Raw genomic sequence first — 23355 nt, 5'->3', positions numbered from 1 at the left:
GACCCCTTTCGGCAATTGCACATTAAGGAGTCTTTATGAACGTTCAAACCATCCTCACCGGCGACCGCCCAACCGGCCCGCTGCACCTGGGCCATTTCGTCGGTTCGCTGCGCCAGCGCGTGGCGCTACAGCAGACGCATAACCAGTATGTCTTGATTGCCGACCTGCAGGGGCTGACCGACAACGGCAGCAACCCACAAAAAATTCGCGACAACATCCCTGAAGTGCTCGCCGACTACCTCGCCGCCGGCATCGACCCGAACCTGACGACACTCTGCCTGCAGTCCGCCCTGCCCGCTCTCGCCGAGCTGACAATGTTGTATATGAATATCGTCACCGTCGCCCGCGTCGAGCGTAACCCGACGGTGAAAAATGAGATTGCGCAGAAAGGCTTTGCCCGCTCGCTGCCGGTCGGTTTTATGGCCTACCCCATCAGCCAGGCGGCGGACATCACTGCGTTCAAAGCCGAGTGCGTCCCCGTCGGCGACGACCAACTGCCGATGATTGAGCAGACCAATGAGATTGTGCACAAGATGAACAGCCTGTTGCCTGCCCCGGTGCTGCGCCACTGCAAAGCGATGCTCAGCGACACCGGCCGCCTGCCCGGCATCGACGGCAGCGCCAAGATGTCGAAATCACTGGGCAACACCCTGCATCTTTCTGCCAGTGAAGAGACGATTCACCGTGCGGTCAGTGCCATGTACACCGACCCGAACCACCTGAAGGTGAGCGACCCGGGGCAGATTGAGGGAAACGTGGTGTTTACCTACCTCGACGCGTTTCATCCGGACAAAGCGAAAGTGGCAGCGATGAAGGCGCATTATCAGGCGGGCGGACTGGGTGACCGGGCATGCAAGAACGAGCTGGAGGCGTGCCTGCAGGAGCTGATTGCACCGATGCGGGAACGGAGGGCGATGTACATGCAGGATAAAGGGGAGCTGATGGCGATGCTGAAGCGCGGCACGGAACGAGCGCAGGCGGTGACGCAGGGGACACTGAGGGAAGTGAAGGTTGGGCTGGGGGTGCCGGTGTTTTGAACTCGCGATTACAGTCGTCTTCTCCTCAGTCGACGCCTGCATCTGTGGCCTTCACAACCAGAACCACCGCACTCTCGCAGCAGTGGCGGCGGTAGTGAGTCTGGAGGGATGGCGTCAGGGGATATCTCTACCGATGCGGCTAACCGCCCTGCGCAATGGTCTGGACGGCGCTGATATCCAGGATGAGAACAAAACATGTTCTCACCCTGCTTAACCCTTTTTCACCTCGTAATCCGGTAGCGAGAATCGAGTGATAAAGTTATTAAGTGCGTTGGTATCAGGTAGCGCGGTCAGCGCCCCTTTGCGCGTTGTCGCGAGGGCACCGCAGGCGCTGGCCTGAGCAATGGACTGGTGGAGTTGTTCAACATTCTGCGGCATCCCGCGATGTGCAATCCAGGCCAGCAACCCTGCGACAAACGCGTCGCCAGCCCCGGTTGTATCAATACTGTTGACGGTATAACCGTCGAAATGAATAACGCTGTCGCGCCACAGCACCATGGCACCTTGCTCACCGTAGGTCACGACTTTGAGTTGCGCGGGCAGAGCATTGAGAGCGTTAAGCGCATGGGAAAAATCGTGAGAGCCTGTCATCCAGTGCCACTCTTCTTCCGAGAGTTTAAGAATGTCGGCCTGGGCGGCGAAATGACACACCGTCTCGAGCATTTCATGCTTATCGGGCCACATTTGCTCCCGTAAATTCACGTCGAAACTCAGTAATCCCCCACGCTGTTTTACATGGCTGATGGCGGTGACGAGCGTATGACGACACGTTTCGGCGACCAGGGCCAGAGAGCAGAAGTGCAGAATATCGTCGCTAAAGTCGGGCAGCGCATCGGGCGTTAAAAATTGATCCGCGGAAGGGTTGGTTAAAAACGTAAATCCACGCTCGCCAGCGCGGCCCAGAGAGACCAATACCGTGCTGGTTCTGTGCTGATTATCCAACTGCAGACTTTCGGTTGAAACGCCTGCGTCAGACAGCGTTTTCTTCAGAAAATAACCAAAGTCATCCTCACCAACCCGGCCAATAAAACCACTCTGGCAGTCCAGACGCGCAGCGCCAATTGCCACATTGAACGGGGCTCCTCCTGCGCAGGCCTGATATTGCATGTCTGAAAGCGGTAGAAGATCCACCACTGCATCGCCAAGAGTCCAGATATTCATGACATTTCCTCAATAATAATTAATTTTTAAATGTGACCTGCGGGAAGGTCACTTTTTTAATAGTGCTTAAGCGTGAACAGGTGCCATGGATTATCCAGGCATACGGTTTAAAAGTTATAATCCAGCATCAGCTTATATTCGGTGGTAACAGCCTCACCGTGGGTCACCCAGCTTCCGTCCTGTTTTATCAACGAGCCAGTAACTTCTCCGGACACGGTAAAACGAGAGGTCAAAGGATAATTCGCCGATACCTTCAGGAAGCGGTTGCGGGTATTCTGGAAGACTTCGCCATCTTCAGGCTGAGCATTGTATTTCTTATAATGGCCATACCCGCCGCTGAGCGTTGTGGATAATTTCCCCCAGTTGCGCCAGACGCCGACTGACGTGGTCCAGCTTTTTTCGTCAATATCGCCCCATTGCGCCCTGTCTAAAATGGCAGAGGCAAATTGCTGGCGGAACCAGACGCCGGTGGTGTTATTAATAATATATTGCACGCCAGGCTCAATCTGAAATGAACGCACGTCGCGGTCATTTTGCGATCCACCGCTGCGGCGGTGATCGATCTGCTGATACAAATAGTTAAAGAATGAGAAATTGTCCGTAACCCGAAGATCGGTAAAGAACTTAACGCGGACTTGCCAGCGGTCCTCGATTGAGGCGCTTCCACCCATGACATCCCAGCCATAGCGCAGACGTTTGTAAAAATATTCATGGCCGATGATCAACTGAGTCCACTGGTTTTGGCTAAGGTAAGACTGATCCTCCCACGTCCCGTTATAGTTGGTGGCTCTGCCCTCAGAAAAAGCCAGATACCAACCGGGTAACGCATCGTGTCGCATCACGCCTTGTACAAACGTCAGTGAATCATTCCCGTTGTGGAAATGGCTGTTACGCCAGTTATTGTCCTCAATGGCATATTTCATCTTCAGTTGGCCATGAACGCGGCCACCGGCAGGATTGGAGGAGCGGGCTGAGGTCCACATAACCTCTTCATCCAGATAGGACCACGGGTCCACGGCAACAACCTTTCCCGAGGGGTCCTTCATGATGCTCATGCTCGCATTGGCCAGCGCGGGAAACAGAAGAGCAAAAATAACAGACAGGGCATGATAGTTTTTCATAATAATATCCCGTTAAATCATTTCTTTTATTTTCAACGTCGCGTGAAAATGGTCGTTTTGAGGCAGGCTAATACTCCACGGCTTCTCCTGCATGGAATACATCCGGGTACTGAATGCCGCTTTATTGTTTATATAAAAGACAGCAATTGAGTTTTGAATGAGAACGCGTAACTCAATTTTTTCCCCGATCGGAACATCTACCCAGGATTCCGCGTTAGCCTGATGAATCGACGCGAGCGGCGCGTTGAAAAAATAGACTTTTCCTTTGCTCTTATTGAATACAACGTTCAGCATCGCATCACTGACTCTGTCGTCGGTCAGACCAAAGCTCATCACCATTCCGGCAGAAGGAACATCAATGGTTGCGCTCAACTCACCACGTTCAGGCAAGGCCGGGTACAGCGCCGACTGTAAGGGGCCGAACGACGTGGCCGTTTTAAGCGTTTTGGTGCTCGTTAAGGTGGTCACCGGACCAGGATTGTCACTGATGACCTTCTGAAGTTCCTGGGGCAGGATGCTGTTGAGCTGGCCCTGATCATCTGCGGTGAGCTCATGAGCAACCAGATTCCCTGCCCAGTCAATGTTGCCGCTGTCACGGTTACCGGCTTTCGTCGGGATCCAGCCGAAAACAAACAGCCGATCGTTTTTGAGAACCAGTTTCCCCGCGTAAAAACCCGAGCCGTCGACCACATAATTGTCCAGTTTCCGCCACGGCCCCTCCGGATTATCCGCAACCCGGTATTGTGTCAGGCGTAACGGCCATTGATCGCTAAAGCTGAGATACCAGCGTCCGTTGAAGTAAACCAGTGTCGGGCATTCGAGGTTGGCATTGCTGGTGATGGTGTCGTTATCAAAAAATACGCCGCGATCTTCCCAGTGCGTTAAATCCGTTGAACTGTACCGGGCAATAACCCCACGACCGTTGCTGCGCGTAGTAATTAACATCCAGTATTCTTTCTTTTCCTCAACCCAAACGACGTGAGGGTCCCGGAAATCATTACCCCGATAGTTACCGCCGGGCAAAATGGTGTCCTGCGGGTGTTTCACCCAGTGAAGGCGGTCCTTACTGGTCGCGTGCATAATAGACTCAACCGGGAACACATTTTCATTGTGTGCGGTGTACCAGGCATGCCAGGTATCGCCGACTTTAATAATCGAACCGGTTCCCAATAACAGTTCAGGATCGTCAACGTCGTTAACGTAGGGGATCACTTCGGAATGGTTCTGATAATCATACAAGTTGGCACTCGACAAGAGATGAAAAGCATGTACCCCCAGATCGCTGCCGCCGCGGACATCATTAAGATAATAAATATCAAATTTGCCATCGTTAAAAACGGGCATGGGGTCGCCCACGAATGAACCGTCAACCCGCGGGAAAAAGCCATTAATATGGGTGATACTTTTATTCTGTAATGTTTCTTTCGAAGGCTGCGACCAGGCAGGATTATTGCCGAGTGAAAGCGCAAGCAACGCGACAGATGCCGCAACTATTAATTTTTTCATGCTACACCTGAATGTCAGAAGTTATAATTCACGCCAACCACGGTAAACGGGTTCCATGAGTGACCGGTCGATGTCCAAAGCCCGGTTTCTTTCGTAAATTGTGCTTTGAATTCACCGTATAATCGCACTTCACCAAATACCGGATAACTTAGCGTGCCACCGATAAACTTATACCGACCGTCATAGAAAACTTCGCTGGCATTGCTGGCGTTATCTATTTTGTCCTGGCCAAATCCAACATACAGGGAGGTTAATAATGGATACCAGTTTCGCCAGAGCCCAGCCGTGACTTTCCATTCTTCTTCGACAATATCGCCCCAGCTTTGACGCTCCTGGCGATTATGGTAATAATAGGGTCGCAAATAGAGTCCGAGATCCGGATTCACGCGGTATTGAATGGCTGGCTCAATTTCGAAAATGTACTGCTCCAGATCGCCATTCCCCGGTTCGTTACCCTGAGGCTGATATTCGCCATACGCGTATCCGGCCAGGCTCCATTTGTTGGACAGTCGCAGGTCCTGCCAGACCTTGAACCGGTTTTTCCAGCGTTTCGTTGCCGTTTCGGAGCCGACCATAACTTCCGTACCGATATTACCTCGCCAGGTTTCGAAAATATGGCCCACAAAAAATTCATTGATAGTATTGGTGCCTTGATAGTCCTGATTACTGAACTGTCCTTTATAACTGTCTTCTCTGGCATTCCAGAAACCGAAATACCAGTTAGGCAATTCATCGTGCCTTAAAAAAGCCTGAATGGTGGCAAGTTTAAACTTGCCGCTGTTTTTCTTATTATTGCTCCAGCGAACATCGTCAATTTCTATCTGAGACCCAATGTTTCCGTGCAGGCCACCCACTTCCATATTACGACCGATACTGTTCCAGTGAACCGGCGGATCTTCCTGCCTTAAACGCAACAGACTGACGTCTTCGGGGTTATCCCCTTTAGGACGCTTGTTCACTTCCGCTTTTTTATTCTCCGTTTGCGCCGATAACGTCACGGGCTTTGACGAGGTCGTGAGTTCAGGTTTTTGACCTGCAGCAACCGGAGAAGACGAAGCACGAAGGGACGATTGTTCATTGCCGTTATTAGCTGATGATACACTCGCACCGTTGGTGTCTGATTCATCCTGAAAATAGCTTTGATAGTTTCCTGTAACGTCTTCAGCAATGGCAGGAAATACCGCTAATGTCACCATTAATGCCAGCGTCTGTTTTCCTGGAACAAATATGTTTTTATCTTTCGAGGTAATGCAATTTTGAGGTATTACGCTTTCATCCATTTTGCTCTCTCATTATTCCAGACAATAACATGCCAGCCAGAGACTGGCAGAAATAAAAACTCACCCTGCAAGAAACAGGTCGGAACGGAGATTATTTATCTAAAGACCAGTATCCCGCATCGTATAATGAGGCCTTCCCCTGATTTGCAAATAATGAAATATCACGATCGCCCGGCTGCGGATAAATACGACTGCTTAAGCAAGCGTCACCATCGTTAACAAAAACTTCCACCGATGAGCGGTCAATAAAAATTCGCAGTGACAGAACGCTGTCTGCTGGTAGCGGAATACTGCGCGTGCCTTCCAGCGAATATTGCGGATAGCGACGCTCCACCACCAGACGCCCGGCCTGATCGTCGACGTAAATTCTCAGCCCGTCGCCCAACGCGATACCAAACTGTTCAGCCGTCGATGCGCTCAAATCCCATGCCAGCTGAACTTCGACCGCGTCGGCATCTGCCGCGACAAGGACGTTCTGATTGTTCAGGCAGCGGACGGGCGTGGGATAATAGCTGCCACGCAGCGCGGTCACTTCGGCAGCCGGTTTCATTCTCACCCGGCCATCGACAAGGCTTAATTCGCGTGGAAGCGAGAGCATTCCGGCCCAGCCATCCTGCTGTTCGGGCATCGGTGATTCCCACATATCCAGCCACCCGATGACAATGCGTCGGCCATCCGGGGTCACGAAACTCTGCGGGGCATAAAAGTCGTGGCCGTGGTCCAGCTCAGTAAATTGTCCGCTGTGGGTGAACGGTTGACCTGGCTGCCAGTCCCCAAGTAAATAGCCACTCTGGAACAGGTTGCGATAGTGATACCCTTCCGCCGCCATGCCCTGCGGCGAGAACATCAGGACACGCTTCTCTCCCAGGGTGAAGAAATCCGGGCATTCCCACATAAAGCCCTTGCCTTCATCAGCCTCGGCGAAAATACCTTCGTCATGCCATTCGCGGAGATCGGTGGAACGGTACAGGCGCACCTGGCCGGTATTCTCCACGCGGGAGCCGACAACCATGTACCAGAACTCACCTTCGCGCCACACCTTCGGATCGCGAAAGTGATGCAGTCCGGGCGGTGTATCAATCACCCTGCCGTGCCGTTCAAAATGGATGCCGTCACGACTGGTCGCCAGACACTGCACCTGGTAGAGGTTGTCGTCTGTGTCCGACGGGCCGTGAAATTTATGTCCGGTGTAGATGAGCGCCAGCGTATCGCCGTCCACCACGGCGGAGCCAGAGAAACAGCCGTCTTTGTCCGCCGGGCCTTCCGGCGCTAGCGCGACGGGCAGATGTTCCCAATGCACCAGATCTTTGCTTCGGGCATGCCCCCAGTGCATCGGCCCCCATTTCGGGGAATAGGGATGGTGTTGATAAAAGGCGTGATACCAGCCGTCAAACCATACCAGGCCATTAGGATCATTCATCCAGCCTGCGCGAGGGGCGAGGTGATAGCGCGGATACCAGCGCGGATTAATCCCGGATTGTGCTTTTTCAAGCACCTGTTCAGCCTGTTCTAATAAGGATGTCATCGTCTTTACTCTCAGTACATTACACAGCGTTTTGCTGCAGAAAAGATGGCTCAGATGAGGATTTAGTTGAGCGCAAAAGGAAAATGGAAATAAACGTGGTGCTGAACACCATGATGCCCATGATCAGATAGGATTGGGCGAAGCCAAATCTCTCATAGCTAAAGCCTGCCAGCGGGGACAATACGGTGCCAATGACGGAGCTGGTGCAGGCAAATCCCACCAGATAAATGGTGGAGGAGAGACGTTTGTCGAAATTCAGGCTGTTGTATTTAAATATGGCGACTAACAATATTGGCAGTTCGACCGCGTGAAGCAGTTTGGTAATGGAGATAAGCAAGGGGCCTTCCACCAGCCCGGAAGCAATCATGCGCAGCGCCATCACCATACCTGCGAATATCAGGCCATTTTTAGCGCCAATGCGATTAACCAGCCACGGCGCACAAAACATACCCGCGGCCTCGAGAAAGACCTGGAAAGAGTTTAAATAGCCAAACATCTCGTTCCCTTCTCGTAATGTCGGGAACTGTGACGAGAAATAGACCGGGAATTGCTGATCGTATACGCCGTAAATGCAGGTTCCGACCACGAAGAATATCAGCGCCCAGAAGCGCGGCAGAGTCAGCAGACGCAGGGCGTCTTCCAGAGAAACTTTTTTAGCGCCAATTTCGAGTTTCTCCATGTTTGCCGGCGCGGCCACCTTTAAGCGGGCCAGCAGACAGAAGAAGATTAACCCTGAGCAAGAGGCCACCAGGAAGTTAAGGTCAGGGTTGATATTAAACAGTAACCCGGCAAAAAACGTGGCGACCGCCCAGCCCAGAGACCCCCACATGCGTGCCCGCCCAAACTCAAAGGTACTCTGACGCGCAACGCGCTCGGTATAGGACTCCAGAACGCCGATACCGCCATTAAATGTCAGCCCGATAAATAAGCCCCCGAATACGCTGCCCAGCAGAATATTAACGCTCAGCAGGTAGCTAAAAAGCAGATAAGCCGGGCCGGAGAGGATCAACAACGCGGTGATAAACCATAACAAATGTTTGCGCAGACCGAGTCGGTCCTGGATAAAGCCATAACAGACCTGCGCGAAGAGCGCGGAGACGGATAACACGGAAAAAATAATGCCGGTTTCCGATGCCTTTAGCCCCACTTCCTGGTGAAGCCAGATTGAGAGAAGTGAACTTGATGAGGACCAGGTCACAAAGAAAAAGAACAGCAGAGCGCTGAGCAGCATGTAACTTCGAGTAGGCCGTTTTTTCATCTACGTAATCTCGCAAGAAGGATATGCTAAGATGGTAACGTTAACATTTCAGGCATACACTCGGTTTTGATGTGATACTCGATGTTAATCACAAAAGTTAACGTTAACATTAATGTGTTGAGATCGCGCTCAAACTTTTGAGCGTGACTTGCGTAACCCTGGGTGTCGGTGCCTAGAATAGGACATTCGCATTGGCTCACAACACCTTACCGGGTCGAATGCATTCAGATAATGGAAAGCTATGGCGTCTTTAAAAGATGTGGCCAAACTGGCCAATGTATCGCTCATGACGGTTTCCCGGGTGCTCAATGACCCGAAACGCGTAAAGCCTGAAACCCTGTCCCGGGTGCAGGAGGCGATCCTGCAGTTAAATTACGTGCCTGACCTCTCAGCCCGGCAGGTTCGTCGTGTCGGCTCGCGGAACAAAACCATCGGCGTGCTGGCGCTGGATACCGTCACCACCCCTTTTTCGGTAGAAATCACGCTGTCTATCGAAGAAACCGCACGGGCGTACGGCTGGAACAGCTTCGTGGTGAATATGTTTACCGATGATAACCCTGACGATATTGTCGACCTGCTGCTCGCCCACCGGCCCGGGGGGATCATTTTCACCACCATGGGGCTGCGCGAAGTCAGCATCCCTCCCCGGCTACTGGAGCACCCTTGCGTTCTGGCCAACTGCGAGAACACAGGAGAACCGGTTGCCAGCTATATACCTGACGATGAGCAAGGCCAGTATACGGCCGTACAGGCCTTGCTGGCGGCGGGATACAGCCGCCCTCTCTGCCTGCATTTACCTGTCAACCATCTGGCGACGCGTCGCCGCCGTCGGGGGCTTGATCGCGCCTGCCGTGAAGCCGGTATCGATCCTGATACGCTTGAACACTGCTATATGCAATTTGGCGATGAGCACTACCGGGATATTCCGGAGATGCTGCTGGCGCATATCGTTCAGGGGAAACCGCAATTTGATTCAGTCATCTGTGGTAACGACCGTATTGCCTTCATGGTGTATCAGACGCTGTTAACGCAGGGGATCCGAATCCCACAGGATATTGCCGTTCTTGGCTACGATAATCTTGTCGGCATCGGAAATTTGTTTTTACCCCCGTTATCCACGGTCCAGCTGCCGCATTATGAGATTGGGCGCTTAAGTACACTGCACATTATCAATGGCGACACTCACCGGGATAAGGTGCTGGTCGAGAGCCCCTGGCTCAGGCGCGAATCCTGTTGAACAAGAGAGGCCGCATACCGACGACCTTTTGACAGTCACCTGGGGACATTATGCAAAACGAATTTTACTGGATAAACGAACCGGCCGAATGGCATAGCGAGAACAACACGTTATCGGTCGTGACTGACGACCACACCGATTTCTGGCGCCATACGTGGTACGGATTCGAGCGTTTCTCGGGCCACATCTACGCGACTGACGCGGCGGGTGATTTCACGTTTCAGACTCAAATCCGCGCTGATTTCAGCACGCTCTATGACCAGGCGGGGATCATGCTGATGTCGGACGAGCAACACTGGCTCAAGGCCGGGATTGAATACAATGATGGCGCACCGGCCATTGGCAGCGTACTGACGTTACAGGCCTCCGACTGGGCAACCGGTATCTTCCCGGGTAACCCCCGGGAGTTCTGGCTTCGCCTGACCCGCAAGGGAGACGCGTTACGGTTACAGTACTCAGCAGACGGGCTTTCGTGGCCTTTGCTGCGTTTATGCCATTTTCCGTTGGGGCCAGTGAAAGTCGGTGTCATGTGCTGCACGCCTGAACGCAGCGGCTTAGCCGTCGAGTTTAGTGATTTCAGTCTCGCTCCGGCCATGGATAAAGCGCTGCACGATCTCAGCTGATTTACATCGCGCCATCAGGTTCTACGATCCGTTGATGGCGCTGCCTGAGCTTCAACCTGGATCACACTTTCCCCCCCCGACCATTCCCTTAAAATAAACAGGTGATATTATTCACCCGGTAAATACCTCTCAACTCAACCCGAGGCTTTGATGCTGGAGAATGTCATCATCCGATAATCAGCTCCCCGACCTTTCAGGCCGGACTGATTATCAATGCGCCGAAATCGAATGCGGACACCGCGGTGTGTTTGCACGTTTTGCACATGATGATTAAACAGGTTTTCCAGTATGAATTTATCCCGTCAGGAACAACGTACCTTACACGTTCTCGCCAAAGGTGGACGTATTGCGCACGTCCGCGATAGCTCAGGCCGCGTCACCGCCGTTGAATGCTACAGCCGCGAAGGGCTGTTGCTCACCGACTGCACGCTCGCCGTCTTCAAAAAACTCAAAACCAAAAAGCTGATCAAGTCCGTCAACGGTCAGCCCTACCGCATTAATACGACCGGGCTGAACAGCGTCCGTGCCCAGCCAGATAATCGTTAAGGAGAGGATGATGGATATCCCACGTATTTTTACCGTCAGCGAAAGCGAACACCGCATTCATAACCCGTTCACCCCGGAAAAGTACGCCACGCTGGGCCGCGTGTTACGCATGAAGCCAGGCACGCGCATTCTCGATCTCGGCAGCGGCTCGGGGGAGATGCTCTGCACCTGGGCGCGCGATCATGGCATTACCGGCACCGGCATCGACATGAGCCGGCTTTTCACCGAACAGGCAACGCGCCGTGCTGACGAACTCGGCGTCAGCGAGCACGTGCGCTTTATTCATGACGACGCGGCCGGATACGTCGCAGATGAAAAATGTGATGTGGCGGCCTGCGTAGGCGCCACCTGGATTGCCGGCGGCGTCGCCGGAACAATGGCGCTGCTGGCAAAAAGCCTCCGGCCTGGCGGGATGATACTCATCGGCGAACCCTACTGGCGTCAGGTTCCTGCGAGCGATGAGATCGCCCTGGCCTGCGGTGTCTCGTCCATCGCAGACTTTCTCACCCTGCCCGACCTGGTCGCCTCGTTCGACGCGCAGGGCTATGACCTGGTGGAAATGGTTCTGGCAGACCAGGAAGGCTGGGACAGATACGAAGCGGCGAAATGGATGACCCTGCGTCGCTGGCTGGAGGAAAACCCTGACGATGACTTTGCACAAGAAGTTCGGGCGGAGCTGACAATTGCGCCCAAACGCCACGTCACCTACACACGAGAGTACTTTGGCTGGGGGGTGTTTGCGTTGATTGCCCGATAGCCTGAAACAGGCGGTATAGCCTTAACGACTATACCGCCTTCACGCATCAGGTATTAAGGCGGCTCAGGATAATATGAACGCGGATTCCGTCACGTTCACCCGCGTTTAATCACCGGGATATCGCCCGTATCATTTAACGCCCCCGGAAATGTTTTTAACCACTGAGCGACTTTTTGTTTATTGATATTCACCACACTCATCCCTTCCAGGCATCCCCATAATTCTCTTGTATGCTGCGGCGTGATCACAATACAGTCTTTCATCACCCGGATTTTAACCGGCATACCGCTGATAAACCCTGCTCGTGTTAGCCAGTCTCCCCCCAGCGGAAGATATTTATTATCTATCCGGGCATAGAGTTCACAGCAGGCGGAGCTTGCTTCCGGCGTTTCTGCGCGGGGATGAACAGGCGCTGCACTGGTCTGGTTGCCGTGAAGTCGGCGGGTACTGTTTTTGCGTACCAGCTCGCGGTTTTCAATCATGCCGGTGAAAGCATCTGATTCTGTTTTGCAAACCGTAAACTCTGGCTTAAAATTCGGCGCAGCCATTTTCAACTCCTCAGTAGTTGTTGTGGTTAGCGGTATGGGGGTGTTGCAGCACCTTCATATCGCGTCTCGTTGTAAATAATTCCTGTGAAACTCACTCTGCCGTTCGGCGTTATTTCTGATGCGTATTATACCAGGCTGAATATAAATACAGCAGTTTGGTGTGGGGTAAATTTGGAATTTGCGAGGGGGATTCAGGAAATAGTGTTGTGTGCGCTAAGGCCATGTTTTTGTTCGTTGTGGGTTGATTGGTCTGGGTTTTGCGAGCATCATCGCAATTATTTACCTTCTTCCGTAACGCGATGGCTTCCAGCAAAACACTCGAACAGGCAATTGCCAACATCACCATCTGGCGCAAGGGCGAACAACGTGCGCCGCATAAACCCTTATTGCTTCTGTACGTGCTGGCAAACTATCAGCAGGGGCATGCACGTCTGTTTGACTACGGTACCGAGGTACATGCTCAACTGCTAAGCCTGTTAGAACGCTTTGGTCCAGACAGGAAAGAACATTACCCGAACATGCCCTTCTGGCGGCTCAAAGGGGATGGATTCTGGGATCTTGAGAACAGTGAACTCTGTTCCACCACTGGCAGCAAACAACCACCGGTAAAAGAGCTTGTTGAACATAAGGTCGCTGGCGGTTTTGATGAAGAACACTATGCGCTACTGAGAAAGAACAAGAAGCTGATCGGCTCGCTGGCACAGAAGATCCTTGAGGCGCATTTCCCGGAAAGCATCCAGGAAGAGATCGCAGATGAGATGGGTTTTGATATTCAACAGATCCGTAAGGTTCGCGATCCGTTGTTTCGCCAGCAAGTGCTTCGCGCCTATAACTATGAATGTGCAATCTGCGGATTCAACATGCGACATGATAACACCTCCGTTGCGCTTGAAGCCGCGCATATCAAGTGGAAACAGTTTGGCGGGCCGTGTGAAATCCCGAACGGGCTGGCGCTATGTGCAATTCATCATAAAGCGTTTGATAAGGGATCGATTGGGCTGGATGACAGTTTGCGGGTTCTGGTGTCCGAGGCGATAAATGGCAACGGGAATGGGATTGTAGGAAGACTGTTCTGGGATTTCGCCGGGAAGCAGATAGCACTGCCGATGGTGAAAGGGAATTATCCAGGGGAGGGGTTTGTGGAATGGCATCGGAGGGAGGTGTATAGGGGGGAAGGCCGGACTCGAATTTCACACCCAACAGACTGATATCAATATAGTTTAAAAGCAGGAATAAATGGTTATACCCGCACTTGTACCCACAAATTACAATCCGTACAAAAAAAAGACAACATTAGTGGGTATAAAGCCATATCAGTAGAACACTTATAAAGCTTTGAATACAAGATCCAGGTAGGAAGAGCTGCTTTCCTCAAGGGCAACAACTGAACATAATCACTTGAGAGGTAGTTGGTGAGCTATGACCTAAAATGGAGTCATTAGCTAGGCCATATGTCAAACTTGGATGGATACTAGAATATGGAAAATAACAGAATAAACAAACACTTTATAAAAATACGTGCTTGGTTTTTAACAATCCTTACACCTGCGTTCGCGTCAACTTCTATTGCGGCATTGTTTGTCTGGTCGCATCTTGCGCGTATTGGACAAACAGGACTTTTTTTTGACAGCATCTCTTTTTCATCATTATTCAGTTATCTGATGGTCTTTGCTTGTGTCAGCATGCTCCTTTTTTGCATTGTATTATTTATGCCCTCGATACTGACGGGACTCTTTATTTCCAACTATCAGGGGGAAAGTAGTTTCCGAAATGAGCTGACAGAAAACAATATCAAAATCGTTCTTCTGACCTCGCTATTGTCAACACTGATATTTTTTGGCTATTTTTTCCTCATGCACAACGGTGGAAAAGAAGTTGCACAGAATGTGTCACTTCAGTTAAGTACTATTTGGCTTTGCAGCTTTATACTTTCCCTATGGTTCAATGGCTCTATTACTTATAGACAGATAAGCACAGAGGGTAAGTGGAAGAAGATCAAAAAGGTTCTTTCTATGCATTTTTTACAACCAACGCTCTTCTCCCTTACAGCCTGTATATATATTTTTCCTCTTGAGTTATTTCTTCGTACGTTGGAGTTTCCGGACGGAACAAACGAGATCTGGCAGGCGTTGACTGTTATAGTGCTATCCATGTTCCTGATTATTTTCTCACTTATTCCCGGCGTTGTTTTCCTCAGATTAAGAACCCGCACCAGCTTGTTAAATCAAGTGACTGTTACGGGTGGAATCATGGCTGGAATACTATTCCTCATTTTTATGTTTGTGCATATGGTACCAGCTTTGATACTAACGATGTTCCTTAAAACATCAGGGATAATGGACCTGACACCTCATACTTATGGCGTACCGACTACCGCATATCCTGCTGAATATTTTAGAGACTCGGCCTGGCAGGGTGTACGTTCTTCAGATGAAAAATACTATTTACTTAAGGCAGTGAAAATTTATTCACTCGGAGATATACGCCTTATCTGTCCACTAAATATCATTCAATCATACAAAGACAGTCTTCAATACCAACTATTGGATACCGCCTATGATGATAGCGTTCGTGGCAAACTTCAGGATGCAGTTTCTCATTGCCGTAGGGTAAAGAGTCAGGAACTGCTGACACTTGAAAAATTACCGCAGGTGGAAACCAAAAAGTAAACTTCCAAGAAATGCGCAGGGATTTCCACTTAAGCAAAAAGTGGACATCCCGTGGTGTTGGGAGGGTATTACCCATCAACGATATGGCTAACCATGAAAAGAGAATAACAGGGATTTTATATCAAGTTTTTCCCATCAGGGAAACGCAGGCCAGAACTTTGCAAACTATCACCAATGAAAAATGGCACAACCCATAAACGCAGTGAGTTTTCCTTTTGATGGCTGAATTCATAGGGATGAGTTAACGGCTGACTAAAACCCTCATGTGAAGGATAAATCAGCAGCATATCCCCTATACCCTCCTGATAGTTCATACCGTAGGCCAACATCTGGTAAAGGTCAGCCTGCGACTGTTCGAGTGTCGCCTTTCCGCCCTCCACCATTTTCCATTTGACATCACAAATCATCGCCTGCTCCCCATACTCCCCACGAGGTTGTAGATAGATATCGGGCCTAAGCTTAAATACACCTTTGCCATTGAGACGTACCAAGGTGTGCGAATCCACCTGTGCCTTCACATGCCAGTTATCGTTATAACGATGACGCATCCATGCAGTCACAAAAGATTCAAACACAGCTTCCATTGGGAAAAGCAGTGAAATTGCGTTAGCGTCACCCTGCATGCAGTGAGGAGACTGCCCCATCAAAATCAGCCGCGCCCACGCCAAAGCAAGCTCATAGTGACACATATGTCGGTCGAGACACACCTGGTCGAAGGCAATGCTATAATCACAGACAGGCGCAATATCGTCAAAGTGAACCTGTAAAGAGTTAACTTGTAGTAGTAGTTGTGGATTGCTGATCTGACGGCGAATTTTATCGATCGCAGCTCTCAGTATTCGGTTTTCCGGACGTTCAGCGCTGTAATCGTCAAACTCCACTTGAAAGCGATCCCGACGCACACAGTTTTTGCTTAACTGTGCGGAGACCCGTAATTTCCCTTTCATCCAGGACAAATTGTCCTGCTGACGTATATAGTCACGCTTTAGACCCTGGCGCACAATCTGCTGTACGCTATCGATAAACTGCTGAATAAATACATCCATCAGCGGCATCTTCGAGGTTCGAACTCTGGATGCTGAAGTGGCAATATGGCGAAAAGATTTTAGCGTACGTAGCATCATTAAGAGCTGCTGACGTGCAATATCAATATTCTCATCACGCCACCCCGTTTTTGGCAACACTTCAATAAACGCATTTCCCGGAAGAGAGATAACACCAGCATAGTTTTTTACTTGCAGAGTTTTTACACTCCCCCGACTGCGTAGGGTTAGCAAACGATGAGTGTTATCCGCGTCATCTTTCAGACACCTTTGCTCAAGCCACTCAAACAGCTTGGAGGGCAGAACGACCGCATTATTTATGCGGCCCCTATCTTTCTCATCAACCAGAAGCCCGTATTCGAAGACGGTAAAGTTTTGACGAGACGTCATTCCCAGCTCCCAGGATTACTATTTTTTGGCTCATAAATTTGTTGCCAGGCGAGCGGATTATCCCAAACATCGTCGCTCTCAGAGGCCAAATGGAAACTGGCACCGATATCATGGAGATCTTCAGTTCCGCTAGTGCCAAAAAGATCCGCAAACTGTTTCTGATCTTTCACCTCACACACGAACTGCAGCTGCGGGTTTTCGCTTTTCTGATTGTCACCCAGCACCATACGGATTTTTTGCCAGTCGTTGTAGAAGTACTCCTCCAACAATGGCAGCACCTTGTTTCGCATAATCCGCTTGAGCCTTTCAAATGCTAGCTCTTCGTCCTCTTTTACCTGAACAACTGGCATAAAAAAGGCATGGCCTAATGTATGCTCTCTATCGTACAGCACTTGAATGCGGTCATTCAAAGTCTGCAGAAGGCGTGGCAAATCAATCCCTTTGACAACCGTATCTTTCAAGACATTTATATCCGGCAACATAGCTTCAAATTCAAATCTGCGGCGCAAGGCGGTATCCAAAGCCGTGAGCGAACGATCGGCGGTATTCATGGTGCCAATTAAATAGAGATTATTCGGCACGCTGAATGGGGTGGAAGAATAAGGAAGCATTACGCTAAGAGCCTCCGGTTCTCCGGCACGTTTAGAGGTTTCTATCAGGGTGATCAGTTCACCAAAGATTTTGGAGATATTGCCACGGTTAATCTCGTCAATAATCAGAACGTAGTTTTGCCGCTTTTCAGATACAGAGTCTTGTGGGTTGGAAGGCAAACCTTCCTGTTTAATCAAGTAATTAAGGATGCTACGTACATATGACGGATTGTGTACCTTTGCCTGAGGGTTTTGGTAGACCAAACTGATATTCTTAAGGTAAGCATTGTAGCCCTGCCCTAAATCTTCTTTTTTCGATTGCGAAGGGAAAATACCGAAGGTGGTCTGGCTTTTGTAAGCCAGTTGGAAGGCTTTGCCCTGCAGTGTTTCAAGGGTAATGCTTCCAGTTTCAGATAAACGTTCTTGTAGGCGGGCAAGTGCCTCGTCAAGCCTCTGCTGAACACCGGCGTGACCAAAAGCAGCATCTTCACAAATTTGCTTAAAAATGCCCGCTTTGATTTCGTAGCGCACATTGCCGTCTTCGGTAGTCTCTGCTCTTAGCCCTTCGATGAACTCTTCATAGCCAAAACTCTGATGAAAGGTGATAAAGCGCACCCGCTTTTCAGCAATAAGCCGGTCATAAATCTTTTTCAGCTCACGGCGTTTTTCGTGCTCCTCTTTGCCTTCCTGAAGCGAGTAGGCTGCCGGTTCACAAGCACGTACGGCCAGATCGATTGTGCGGTAAGTTTTACCAGTACCTGGCGGACCATAGAGGATAGTATTTTTTGGCAGTTGCGGGGTGGTAACTTCCTCGTCTTGCTCGTCTTCCGGCAAGGTAGTCTCGTTACCAATTAATCCAATATCGTTCTTCTGAATAACCTGCGTATAGAGATGCCAGAGCGACATATTCAGCTCGATAGGATCGACATCATCACCTAGTGCGCGGTGCAATGCTTTCTTGAGATCAAGATTGCGAGCGAACCACTCCTGATCCTCTGAAAGGCCAAGTTGAAAATGGTTATTGCAATAGTTGTAACTGCTAAAAAAATTACTGATATTCACGACGTTCGTAATTTTAGACGGATAGAGAGCGGCAAAGGCGCGATGGCAGAGAGCCCAGTACACCTTGTTCAATATTCCGTCCGCTTTAAGTTTAATAAGGCGCTTAATCACCCGGTCGTAATTCTCCTGCGTACACTCTTCTGCCATCATGCGAGTGAGAGCGAGCAGCTGTTTTTGCGCCGTTTCGAATTCAAACTGGGACATACCACCCTGTCGGAGGCTGGAGATGCCATTGCTGCGGTCGTACCAAATCTGTCGAATTATATCCGTAGAAAAGTTGGGTTTTTCGGCTTGAATCTGTTCTACAAGCTGACGATAGTGTTTGCCCCAGTCGGGGCTGTATTGATTATTTTTTGCAATATGAGATTGAAAGAAAGGGGCTAATGCAGAGGAATCCTGAACCATCACATACTCCGTGTGTAAGGCGATTTAGAAATGGGATATCTGCATCTTATCGGATTAATCTCAATCCAGTCACTACCTGTTCAAGGGAAGCAACAAAAATCCAGTTAAAGTTATTTGAATAAATTCAGTCAATTACCATAAAAATGCCCAATTCAATTTCCAACGGCTTTAAAATTACTGCTATTGCCCTAGCATTGCCGGATAGTGCTTAGCGATGATGTCGTTCATACGCTCAATCAAGTTCAGGCTTTTGAAGGTCAAGTGCACGGTGCCTTTTTGATAGTAACGAATGCTGAAGAACTCATCTTCGTAAACGTACTTAGCCGGATTATCCCGGATATGTTCCATCAACCGGGTGGAGATATCACCCCGGTTGTCAGGGATGTGTTTGCCATCCAGCAGAAACAGCATTCTCTCCAGGTCTGCCAGTTGATCCCGCCGCCAACCCCAGTTAAGGCTAAAGCCCCATCGGTTATACGCCACCAGATTGTTAATGATGATCTTCTTACCGAAGCTGCAAGGGCTATTAGTTTTGTAATCCCACGACAGGCCTTTGAACACGTTAATGATGCCGCGTTCGTAGACGTCCATTTTATTCAGATGTAACTGCTCAAAGGTGCTGAGGATATTCGCCTCGCTGATAGTAGGAAGATCGCCCTCCTCCTGGTTCTTATGCCACTGGTCACGAGCCTGCGCATCCATCAAGGCCATCATGCCGGACTTCAGCATCAAATCGCTCCAGATACAGCGGTCAATATTGCGGATGATAGCAGGCAGCGCTTTATCAGCCTCTTCAGTTAACCAGCTATCGTAGCGATGCCCAGCTTTCATCGCCCAGCCTTGCGCTGTGCCACCGCCAATTTCTGAGGTCAGCCCTGAAATGGCATCAAGCTGCTGAATGAGTTGTTCGATCCGTTTTAGTGCGGTATCACGGCCCGTGACAACACGCTCAATACTGGTCGAAAGGATGAGTTCATTATGTTCCGTTAACACGTCGGGTTCTGTTTGCATCGTTAATCGCCCATAAAAGCAAACACGCCTGCCGGGTGTGGCAAGCGCATTATGCGATGAATAAAAAGGATGGGAAGTTCAGAGGTAAAAATCAGGAATGAGGCTCGATAAATTCAAGTATTTATTAACCCCGTTGCTCGCCTGGCTCTGAGAATATCGGCGGCGGTCAGGAACGGTGTCTGCTCCTGCCATGTAAATCCTTTGCGGTCGATGCGTACCAGTTCATAGCGTTCCACCAGGAAATTAACAGCATCGGCAAGCGTGATTCCCGCGTCGATATGCTCCTCAATGGCCGTATCGTCGTGGAATGGCGTGTCGTTGAGAGTCAGGCCGTAATGGTGTTCCAGCAGATACGTTAACAATTGCTGCCAGACCTGTACGGGCGACAGGCGTGACGAAACCGGCACCGTGGCCGGTACAGTTGAAATTTGCATGAGTTGGGTCCTGATAAAAGAAGAGAAGGTGTTATTGGCTAGCAGGTGTCTGAGGATAAATAGCGATGTAAACATAGCCATGAGAACCGAGAGTATCCGCCTCGCAGGTGAGTCCGTTATGATGCAACGTGACGCAATGCTGATGGCGCGGATTCAGTTCACCGGTTGTCAGCATCAATTCAAGCTGTTTCATCACTAGCGGAAATGCCTGATCCAGACGCAGCGCCTCCTCCTCGTTAAACGTACCGCTAATACCTGCACGGTCTGCCAGAAAATGCAGGCGACAGCCCTCCTGCACAAGCCTTGCACCGAAGCACGGCGAGATGTCGCGCTTCAGTCCCCATGTATTTTGCATTTTTCCATTCCTTATTAAATGTCAGTTGGTGGTAATGCACATCAGGCGTGTATACGGACCGTAGTTGTCACGACGGCGTTCTGCGTAAACCGCCAGCACACCGGAAATCTCCGCGACATCCTGACCGGTATAATGACTGGCGCTGCCGTGCCACTGGTATTTGCCCGTGCAGTAGCGAAAGATCCGGGAATCCGGATGCTGTCGCTGAATCGCCATCGCGGCCTTTTTATCGATGATTTTCATGGTTAGCCTCATAGCCAGCCACGTTCAGCAAAAGAAAGCACATCGATGCCAACAATAAGATGATCCAGCACCCGCACCTCTACCATAGCCAGCGCGTTCACCAGATGTTGAGTGATGTTTCGATCCTGTTTACTCGGTTCTGTCTCTCCGGATGGATGGTTATGGGCCAGAATCACAGCGGCAGCGTTATGGCGTAGTGCCAGTTTCACCACTTCGCGTGGATGGACTTCGGTATGGTTAATCGTGCCCGTAAAGAGCGTCTCGCATTCCAGAAGACGGTTCTGATTATCGAGATATAAAACAAGAAAAACTTCGCGCTCCTGCAGAGCAAGACGCAGTTGTAGCCAGGTTTTGGTGAAGGTAGTGGAATTAAATTGTTCGCCAGGCTGGCGCTGATATTTTTCCAGTAAGCGGAGAGCGCGACGAATGGTGCGTGCTTCAGTTACCGGAAGATCAGGAGGTAGATTTATCTCTGACATGACAGGGCCTTGGAGGTAACAGTTAAAGTCGTTTATGAAGCAAGTTGAAGCATATTTTCAGCCATCACCCACAGAGCGCGATTGAGCTTTACGTCTCCGTCGATACTTTTGACAGCGCGGGTTTGAGCACGCTGACCTTTCGTCGTTCGTCCCGACAGTCCGCCTTTTATCAAGTTCTCCTGAATGCGCTGGTAAGTGGTCCATAGGTCGTTGCTCTCATCCTGCCAGCGGCGAGGGGAAAGGATCTGCGATTCCGTCACCGGCTGATGCTCTTCACCAAATCGGTAGGTTAATGCCGCTTTCGCCATCGCCTGCTGTGCTGGTGGCGGTAACAAAAGCGACTGCATGGCATCGCGCTTCTCCTCCACCCGGTCAAAAATCCCGAGCACTTCGTAAGCCCCTTCAATGACTTTCTCCACCACGTTGCCTTTATGCGGCACACGTACCTCAGCAAAACTCTCACCGCAAATCAGCCCGTTCTGGCAGACAGCGCGAAATAACCCCGGTAACATCTGGTATGAGCTTGAGCCGTCATGGCTGTTAAGCAGAATGATTTCCGGTACCTGTTTACCGGTAATTTGCCCTTCACGGCGCAGGCGAAGCATGTGTTTGGTGTGCTCGCGCTTGCTCTGGTCACGCACTCGGGTTTGGCAGGCAAAGAACGGCTGGAAACCTTCCTGCTTCAGGCTATCAAGCAGTGTGATTGTTGGAATGTAGGTGTAGCGGTCCGAGCGGGATTCGTGCTTGTCGGTACCAAATACACTGGGTACATGGGCCATCAACTCGTCATTTGTCAGTGGACGGTCGCGGCGAATCTGGTTAATCCGCCCGAAGCGGCTGGCTAATTTCATTATAAAACTCCTTTATGATTAACGGCATAAATATAGAAAGGCCGCACTTCCGGTAAGAAGTGCGGCCTTTCTGCATGGATTTGGTATTGCAGGGGTAATAGGGGAAAACTCTTTGTTGTTGAGGGAGGCGACAGCTAGCTAATGTCTGCTATGAGCGAACTGCGGAAGCTGGCACTTTTGTGGGGTCAGTCCAGTTTCCACTAAAGTGATTACAGAAACAGTTGCAATTCAAGTGGTGGTATTTGTATTAAGTAATCACTAGGATGGCAAGGATTAGTGAATATCAACATTAATATTGACTTGAACTGAATTGTTTTTATTTATAGCTAGCATCCTAGGCGAAAAAAATAGCTTGATTGTAAATGTTTATTGCATGTTAGGGGTAATCATATTCATTAGATAACATAGTTTTTCAATTGCTATAAATTTCCTCAAGCATTAAAGCTAAGCCAGCGTTCTAACAATCCTGATTTGTTCAAAGGAACTGAGTGAGCATTTAGTTTTTTACCTTCCAACGAACTTTTAGCAAAGTATGAACAATTGGCCTTGAAATGCACTGTAAGAGAATCAGGATTGATAGCCATCAATCCTGCATCAAAAAGACGATGCAAACAAGCAAGCATAAGCACCCCATTAGAAGTGTTATTGTTCCCCGTACCTACTGGCTCAATATGAGCGGCTTCTAACGCTTCTCCGCTATTAGTAATGGCGCAACGATAACCAAAGTTAGCAGCTACACGTTCTTTAAAATCGCTCTGATTGATACGGGTACGAACAATGCGATCAGTAAATAAAGCTTGCTCAATAGAATCAACGAGGGTAACAGCGTAGGAGGAATCATTAGCAACAGATGCTACGGGTGCGTCTACAAGCGTTTCTACGACCTTGCTAGCATGTTCAGGGGTAATTATCTTTTCAAGAGGACGTACAGGCGTTTCTAAAGCGGCTTTATAGGGCTTACAAATACTAAGAAAATCTTGTATCTGCAATGTTGTCATATTCTCTTTAATTGCATCACGTTTAAACGCTTCAACCATTGCAGCACTGTAACCTTTCTCTACAAACAACCTGATCCACTTATCATTAAATGATTCTGGTGAATCGCCACGGGTTTAACAGACACCTCAGAGTCATTTAAGATGACTTAAAGAGAGGTGCCCATGAGCGGTAAACGTTATCCCGAAGAGTTTAAAATTGAAGCAGTCAAGCAGGTTATTGATCGCG

23 protein-coding genes are annotated in these 23355 nt (G+C 49.8%); 7 read left to right on the top strand and 16 right to left on the bottom strand.

What is annotated here, in order from left to right:
- Nucleotides 1-35 precede the first annotated feature (35 nt).
- The gene (gene trpS, locus BJP35_RS07385; RefSeq protein WP_086463000.1) at nt 36-1037 is read left to right on the top strand and encodes a tryptophan--tRNA ligase; all 1002 of its coding nucleotides are present in this window, start codon (nt 36-38) and stop codon (nt 1035-1037) included.
- A 210-nt stretch (nt 1038-1247) separates the two neighbouring features.
- Here trpS and BJP35_RS07380 read toward each other — a convergent pair whose 3' ends face one another.
- The 6 genes from BJP35_RS07380 to BJP35_RS07355 all read right to left on the bottom strand — a co-directional run bounded on the left by BJP35_RS07380 (nt 1248) and on the right by BJP35_RS07355 (nt 8888).
- A complete protein-coding gene (locus tag BJP35_RS07380) occupies nt 1248-2198 on the bottom strand; it encodes an aminoimidazole riboside kinase (RefSeq protein ID WP_086462999.1) in 951 nt (316 codons plus the stop codon).
- Between the two features lie 107 nt (nt 2199-2305).
- Nucleotides 2306-3319, bottom strand: coding sequence for an OmpG porin family protein (locus tag BJP35_RS07375; RefSeq protein ID WP_086462998.1), 1014 nt, complete (start codon nt 3317-3319; stop codon nt 2306-2308).
- Between the two features lie 12 nt (nt 3320-3331).
- The gene (locus BJP35_RS07370) at nt 3332-4825 is read right to left on the bottom strand and encodes a glycoside hydrolase family 32 protein (protein WP_086462997.1); all 1494 of its coding nucleotides are present in this window, start codon (nt 4823-4825) and stop codon (nt 3332-3334) included.
- Nucleotides 4826-4839: 14 nt separating this feature from the next.
- A complete protein-coding gene (locus BJP35_RS07365; protein WP_086462996.1) occupies nt 4840-6105 on the bottom strand; it encodes an OmpG porin family protein in 1266 nt (421 codons plus the stop codon).
- Between the two features lie 91 nt (nt 6106-6196).
- Entirely contained in the window at nt 6197-7630 is a 1434-nt protein-coding gene (locus BJP35_RS07360) for a glycoside hydrolase family 32 protein (RefSeq protein WP_086462995.1), read from the bottom strand.
- Between the two features lie 19 nt (nt 7631-7649).
- Nucleotides 7650-8888 (bottom strand): MFS transporter, encoded by a 1239-nt coding sequence (locus tag BJP35_RS07355; protein WP_086462994.1) that lies wholly within the window; start codon nt 8886-8888, stop codon nt 7650-7652.
- Nucleotides 8889-9129: 241 nt separating this feature from the next.
- Here BJP35_RS07355 and BJP35_RS07350 point away from each other — a divergent pair, with 241 nt between their 5' ends.
- From BJP35_RS07350 to BJP35_RS07330, 4 genes are all read left to right on the top strand, one after another.
- Nucleotides 9130-10125 carry a LacI family DNA-binding transcriptional regulator gene (locus BJP35_RS07350; RefSeq protein ID WP_014168435.1) on the top strand — a complete coding sequence of 332 codons (996 nt, stop codon included), beginning with the start codon at nt 9130-9132 and terminating at the stop codon, nt 10123-10125.
- 50 nt (nt 10126-10175) lie between these two features.
- A complete protein-coding gene (locus BJP35_RS07345; protein ID WP_059306330.1) occupies nt 10176-10748 on the top strand; it encodes a DUF1349 domain-containing protein in 573 nt (190 codons plus the stop codon).
- A 288-nt stretch (nt 10749-11036) separates the two neighbouring features.
- A complete protein-coding gene (locus BJP35_RS07335; protein ID WP_086462993.1) occupies nt 11037-11294 on the top strand; it encodes a YjhX family toxin in 258 nt (85 codons plus the stop codon).
- Between the two features lie 10 nt (nt 11295-11304).
- Nucleotides 11305-12051 carry a cyclopropane-fatty-acyl-phospholipid synthase family protein gene (locus BJP35_RS07330; protein WP_086462992.1) on the top strand — a complete coding sequence of 249 codons (747 nt, stop codon included), beginning with the start codon at nt 11305-11307 and terminating at the stop codon, nt 12049-12051.
- A gap of 95 nt (nt 12052-12146) precedes the next feature.
- Here the strand turns inward: BJP35_RS07330 and BJP35_RS07325 are convergent, their stop codons facing one another.
- The gene (locus BJP35_RS07325; RefSeq protein WP_081750653.1) at nt 12147-12599 is read right to left on the bottom strand and encodes a SymE family type I addiction module toxin; all 453 of its coding nucleotides are present in this window, start codon (nt 12597-12599) and stop codon (nt 12147-12149) included.
- Between the two features lie 299 nt (nt 12600-12898).
- On the opposite strand from BJP35_RS07325, the gene BJP35_RS07320 reads away from it, so the two are divergent.
- The gene (locus tag BJP35_RS07320) at nt 12899-13807 is read left to right on the top strand and encodes a phosphorothioated DNA-binding restriction endonuclease (RefSeq protein WP_086462991.1); all 909 of its coding nucleotides are present in this window, start codon (nt 12899-12901) and stop codon (nt 13805-13807) included.
- Between the two features lie 270 nt (nt 13808-14077).
- Nucleotides 14078-15268, top strand: a complete 1191-nt coding sequence (locus tag BJP35_RS07315) for a hypothetical protein (protein ID WP_057101772.1) — start codon at nt 14078-14080, stop codon at nt 15266-15268.
- A gap of 116 nt (nt 15269-15384) precedes the next feature.
- Here BJP35_RS07315 and BJP35_RS07310 read toward each other — a convergent pair whose 3' ends face one another.
- The 9 genes from BJP35_RS07310 to BJP35_RS07270 all read right to left on the bottom strand — a co-directional run bounded on the left by BJP35_RS07310 (nt 15385) and on the right by BJP35_RS07270 (nt 23168).
- Nucleotides 15385-16701 (bottom strand): McrC family protein, encoded by a 1317-nt coding sequence (locus BJP35_RS07310; RefSeq protein ID WP_057101771.1) that lies wholly within the window; start codon nt 16699-16701, stop codon nt 15385-15387.
- Complete coding sequence (locus tag BJP35_RS07305) at nt 16698-18758, bottom strand: McrB family protein (protein WP_057101770.1); 2061 nt, start codon at nt 18756-18758, stop codon at nt 16698-16700. Before BJP35_RS07305 ends, BJP35_RS07310 begins: the two co-directional genes overlap by 4 nt.
- 180 nt (nt 18759-18938) lie before the next feature.
- Entirely contained in the window at nt 18939-19769 is an 831-nt protein-coding gene (locus BJP35_RS07300; RefSeq protein ID WP_086462990.1) for a DUF4942 domain-containing protein, read from the bottom strand.
- A 113-nt stretch (nt 19770-19882) separates the two neighbouring features.
- Nucleotides 19883-20203: a TA system toxin CbtA family protein gene (locus tag BJP35_RS07295; RefSeq protein ID WP_057101769.1), complete on the bottom strand. Its 321-nt coding sequence runs from the start codon at nt 20201-20203 to the stop codon at nt 19883-19885.
- A gap of 31 nt (nt 20204-20234) precedes the next feature.
- Nucleotides 20235-20558 (bottom strand): type IV toxin-antitoxin system YeeU family antitoxin, encoded by a 324-nt coding sequence (locus tag BJP35_RS07290; protein WP_057101768.1) that lies wholly within the window; start codon nt 20556-20558, stop codon nt 20235-20237.
- A gap of 21 nt (nt 20559-20579) precedes the next feature.
- Nucleotides 20580-20801 carry a DUF987 domain-containing protein gene (locus BJP35_RS07285; RefSeq protein ID WP_057101767.1) on the bottom strand — a complete coding sequence of 74 codons (222 nt, stop codon included), beginning with the start codon at nt 20799-20801 and terminating at the stop codon, nt 20580-20582.
- 8 nt (nt 20802-20809) lie between these two features.
- Nucleotides 20810-21280, bottom strand: coding sequence for a DNA repair protein RadC (gene radC / locus BJP35_RS07280; protein WP_032642914.1), 471 nt, complete (start codon nt 21278-21280; stop codon nt 20810-20812).
- A 32-nt stretch (nt 21281-21312) separates the two neighbouring features.
- Entirely contained in the window at nt 21313-22131 is an 819-nt protein-coding gene (locus tag BJP35_RS07275; RefSeq protein ID WP_179193653.1) for a DUF932 domain-containing protein, read from the bottom strand.
- Nucleotides 22132-22562: 431 nt separating this feature from the next.
- Complete coding sequence (locus BJP35_RS07270) at nt 22563-23168, bottom strand: HNH endonuclease signature motif containing protein (protein ID WP_086462989.1); 606 nt, start codon at nt 23166-23168, stop codon at nt 22563-22565.
- Between the last annotated feature and the right edge of the window lie 187 nt (nt 23169-23355).

Source organism: Enterobacter sp. J49 (genome assembly GCF_002148625.1).
Lineage (GTDB): Bacteria > Pseudomonadota > Gammaproteobacteria > Enterobacterales > Enterobacteriaceae > Enterobacter > Enterobacter ludwigii.
This window is presented reverse-complemented; position numbering and strand designations above follow the sequence as displayed.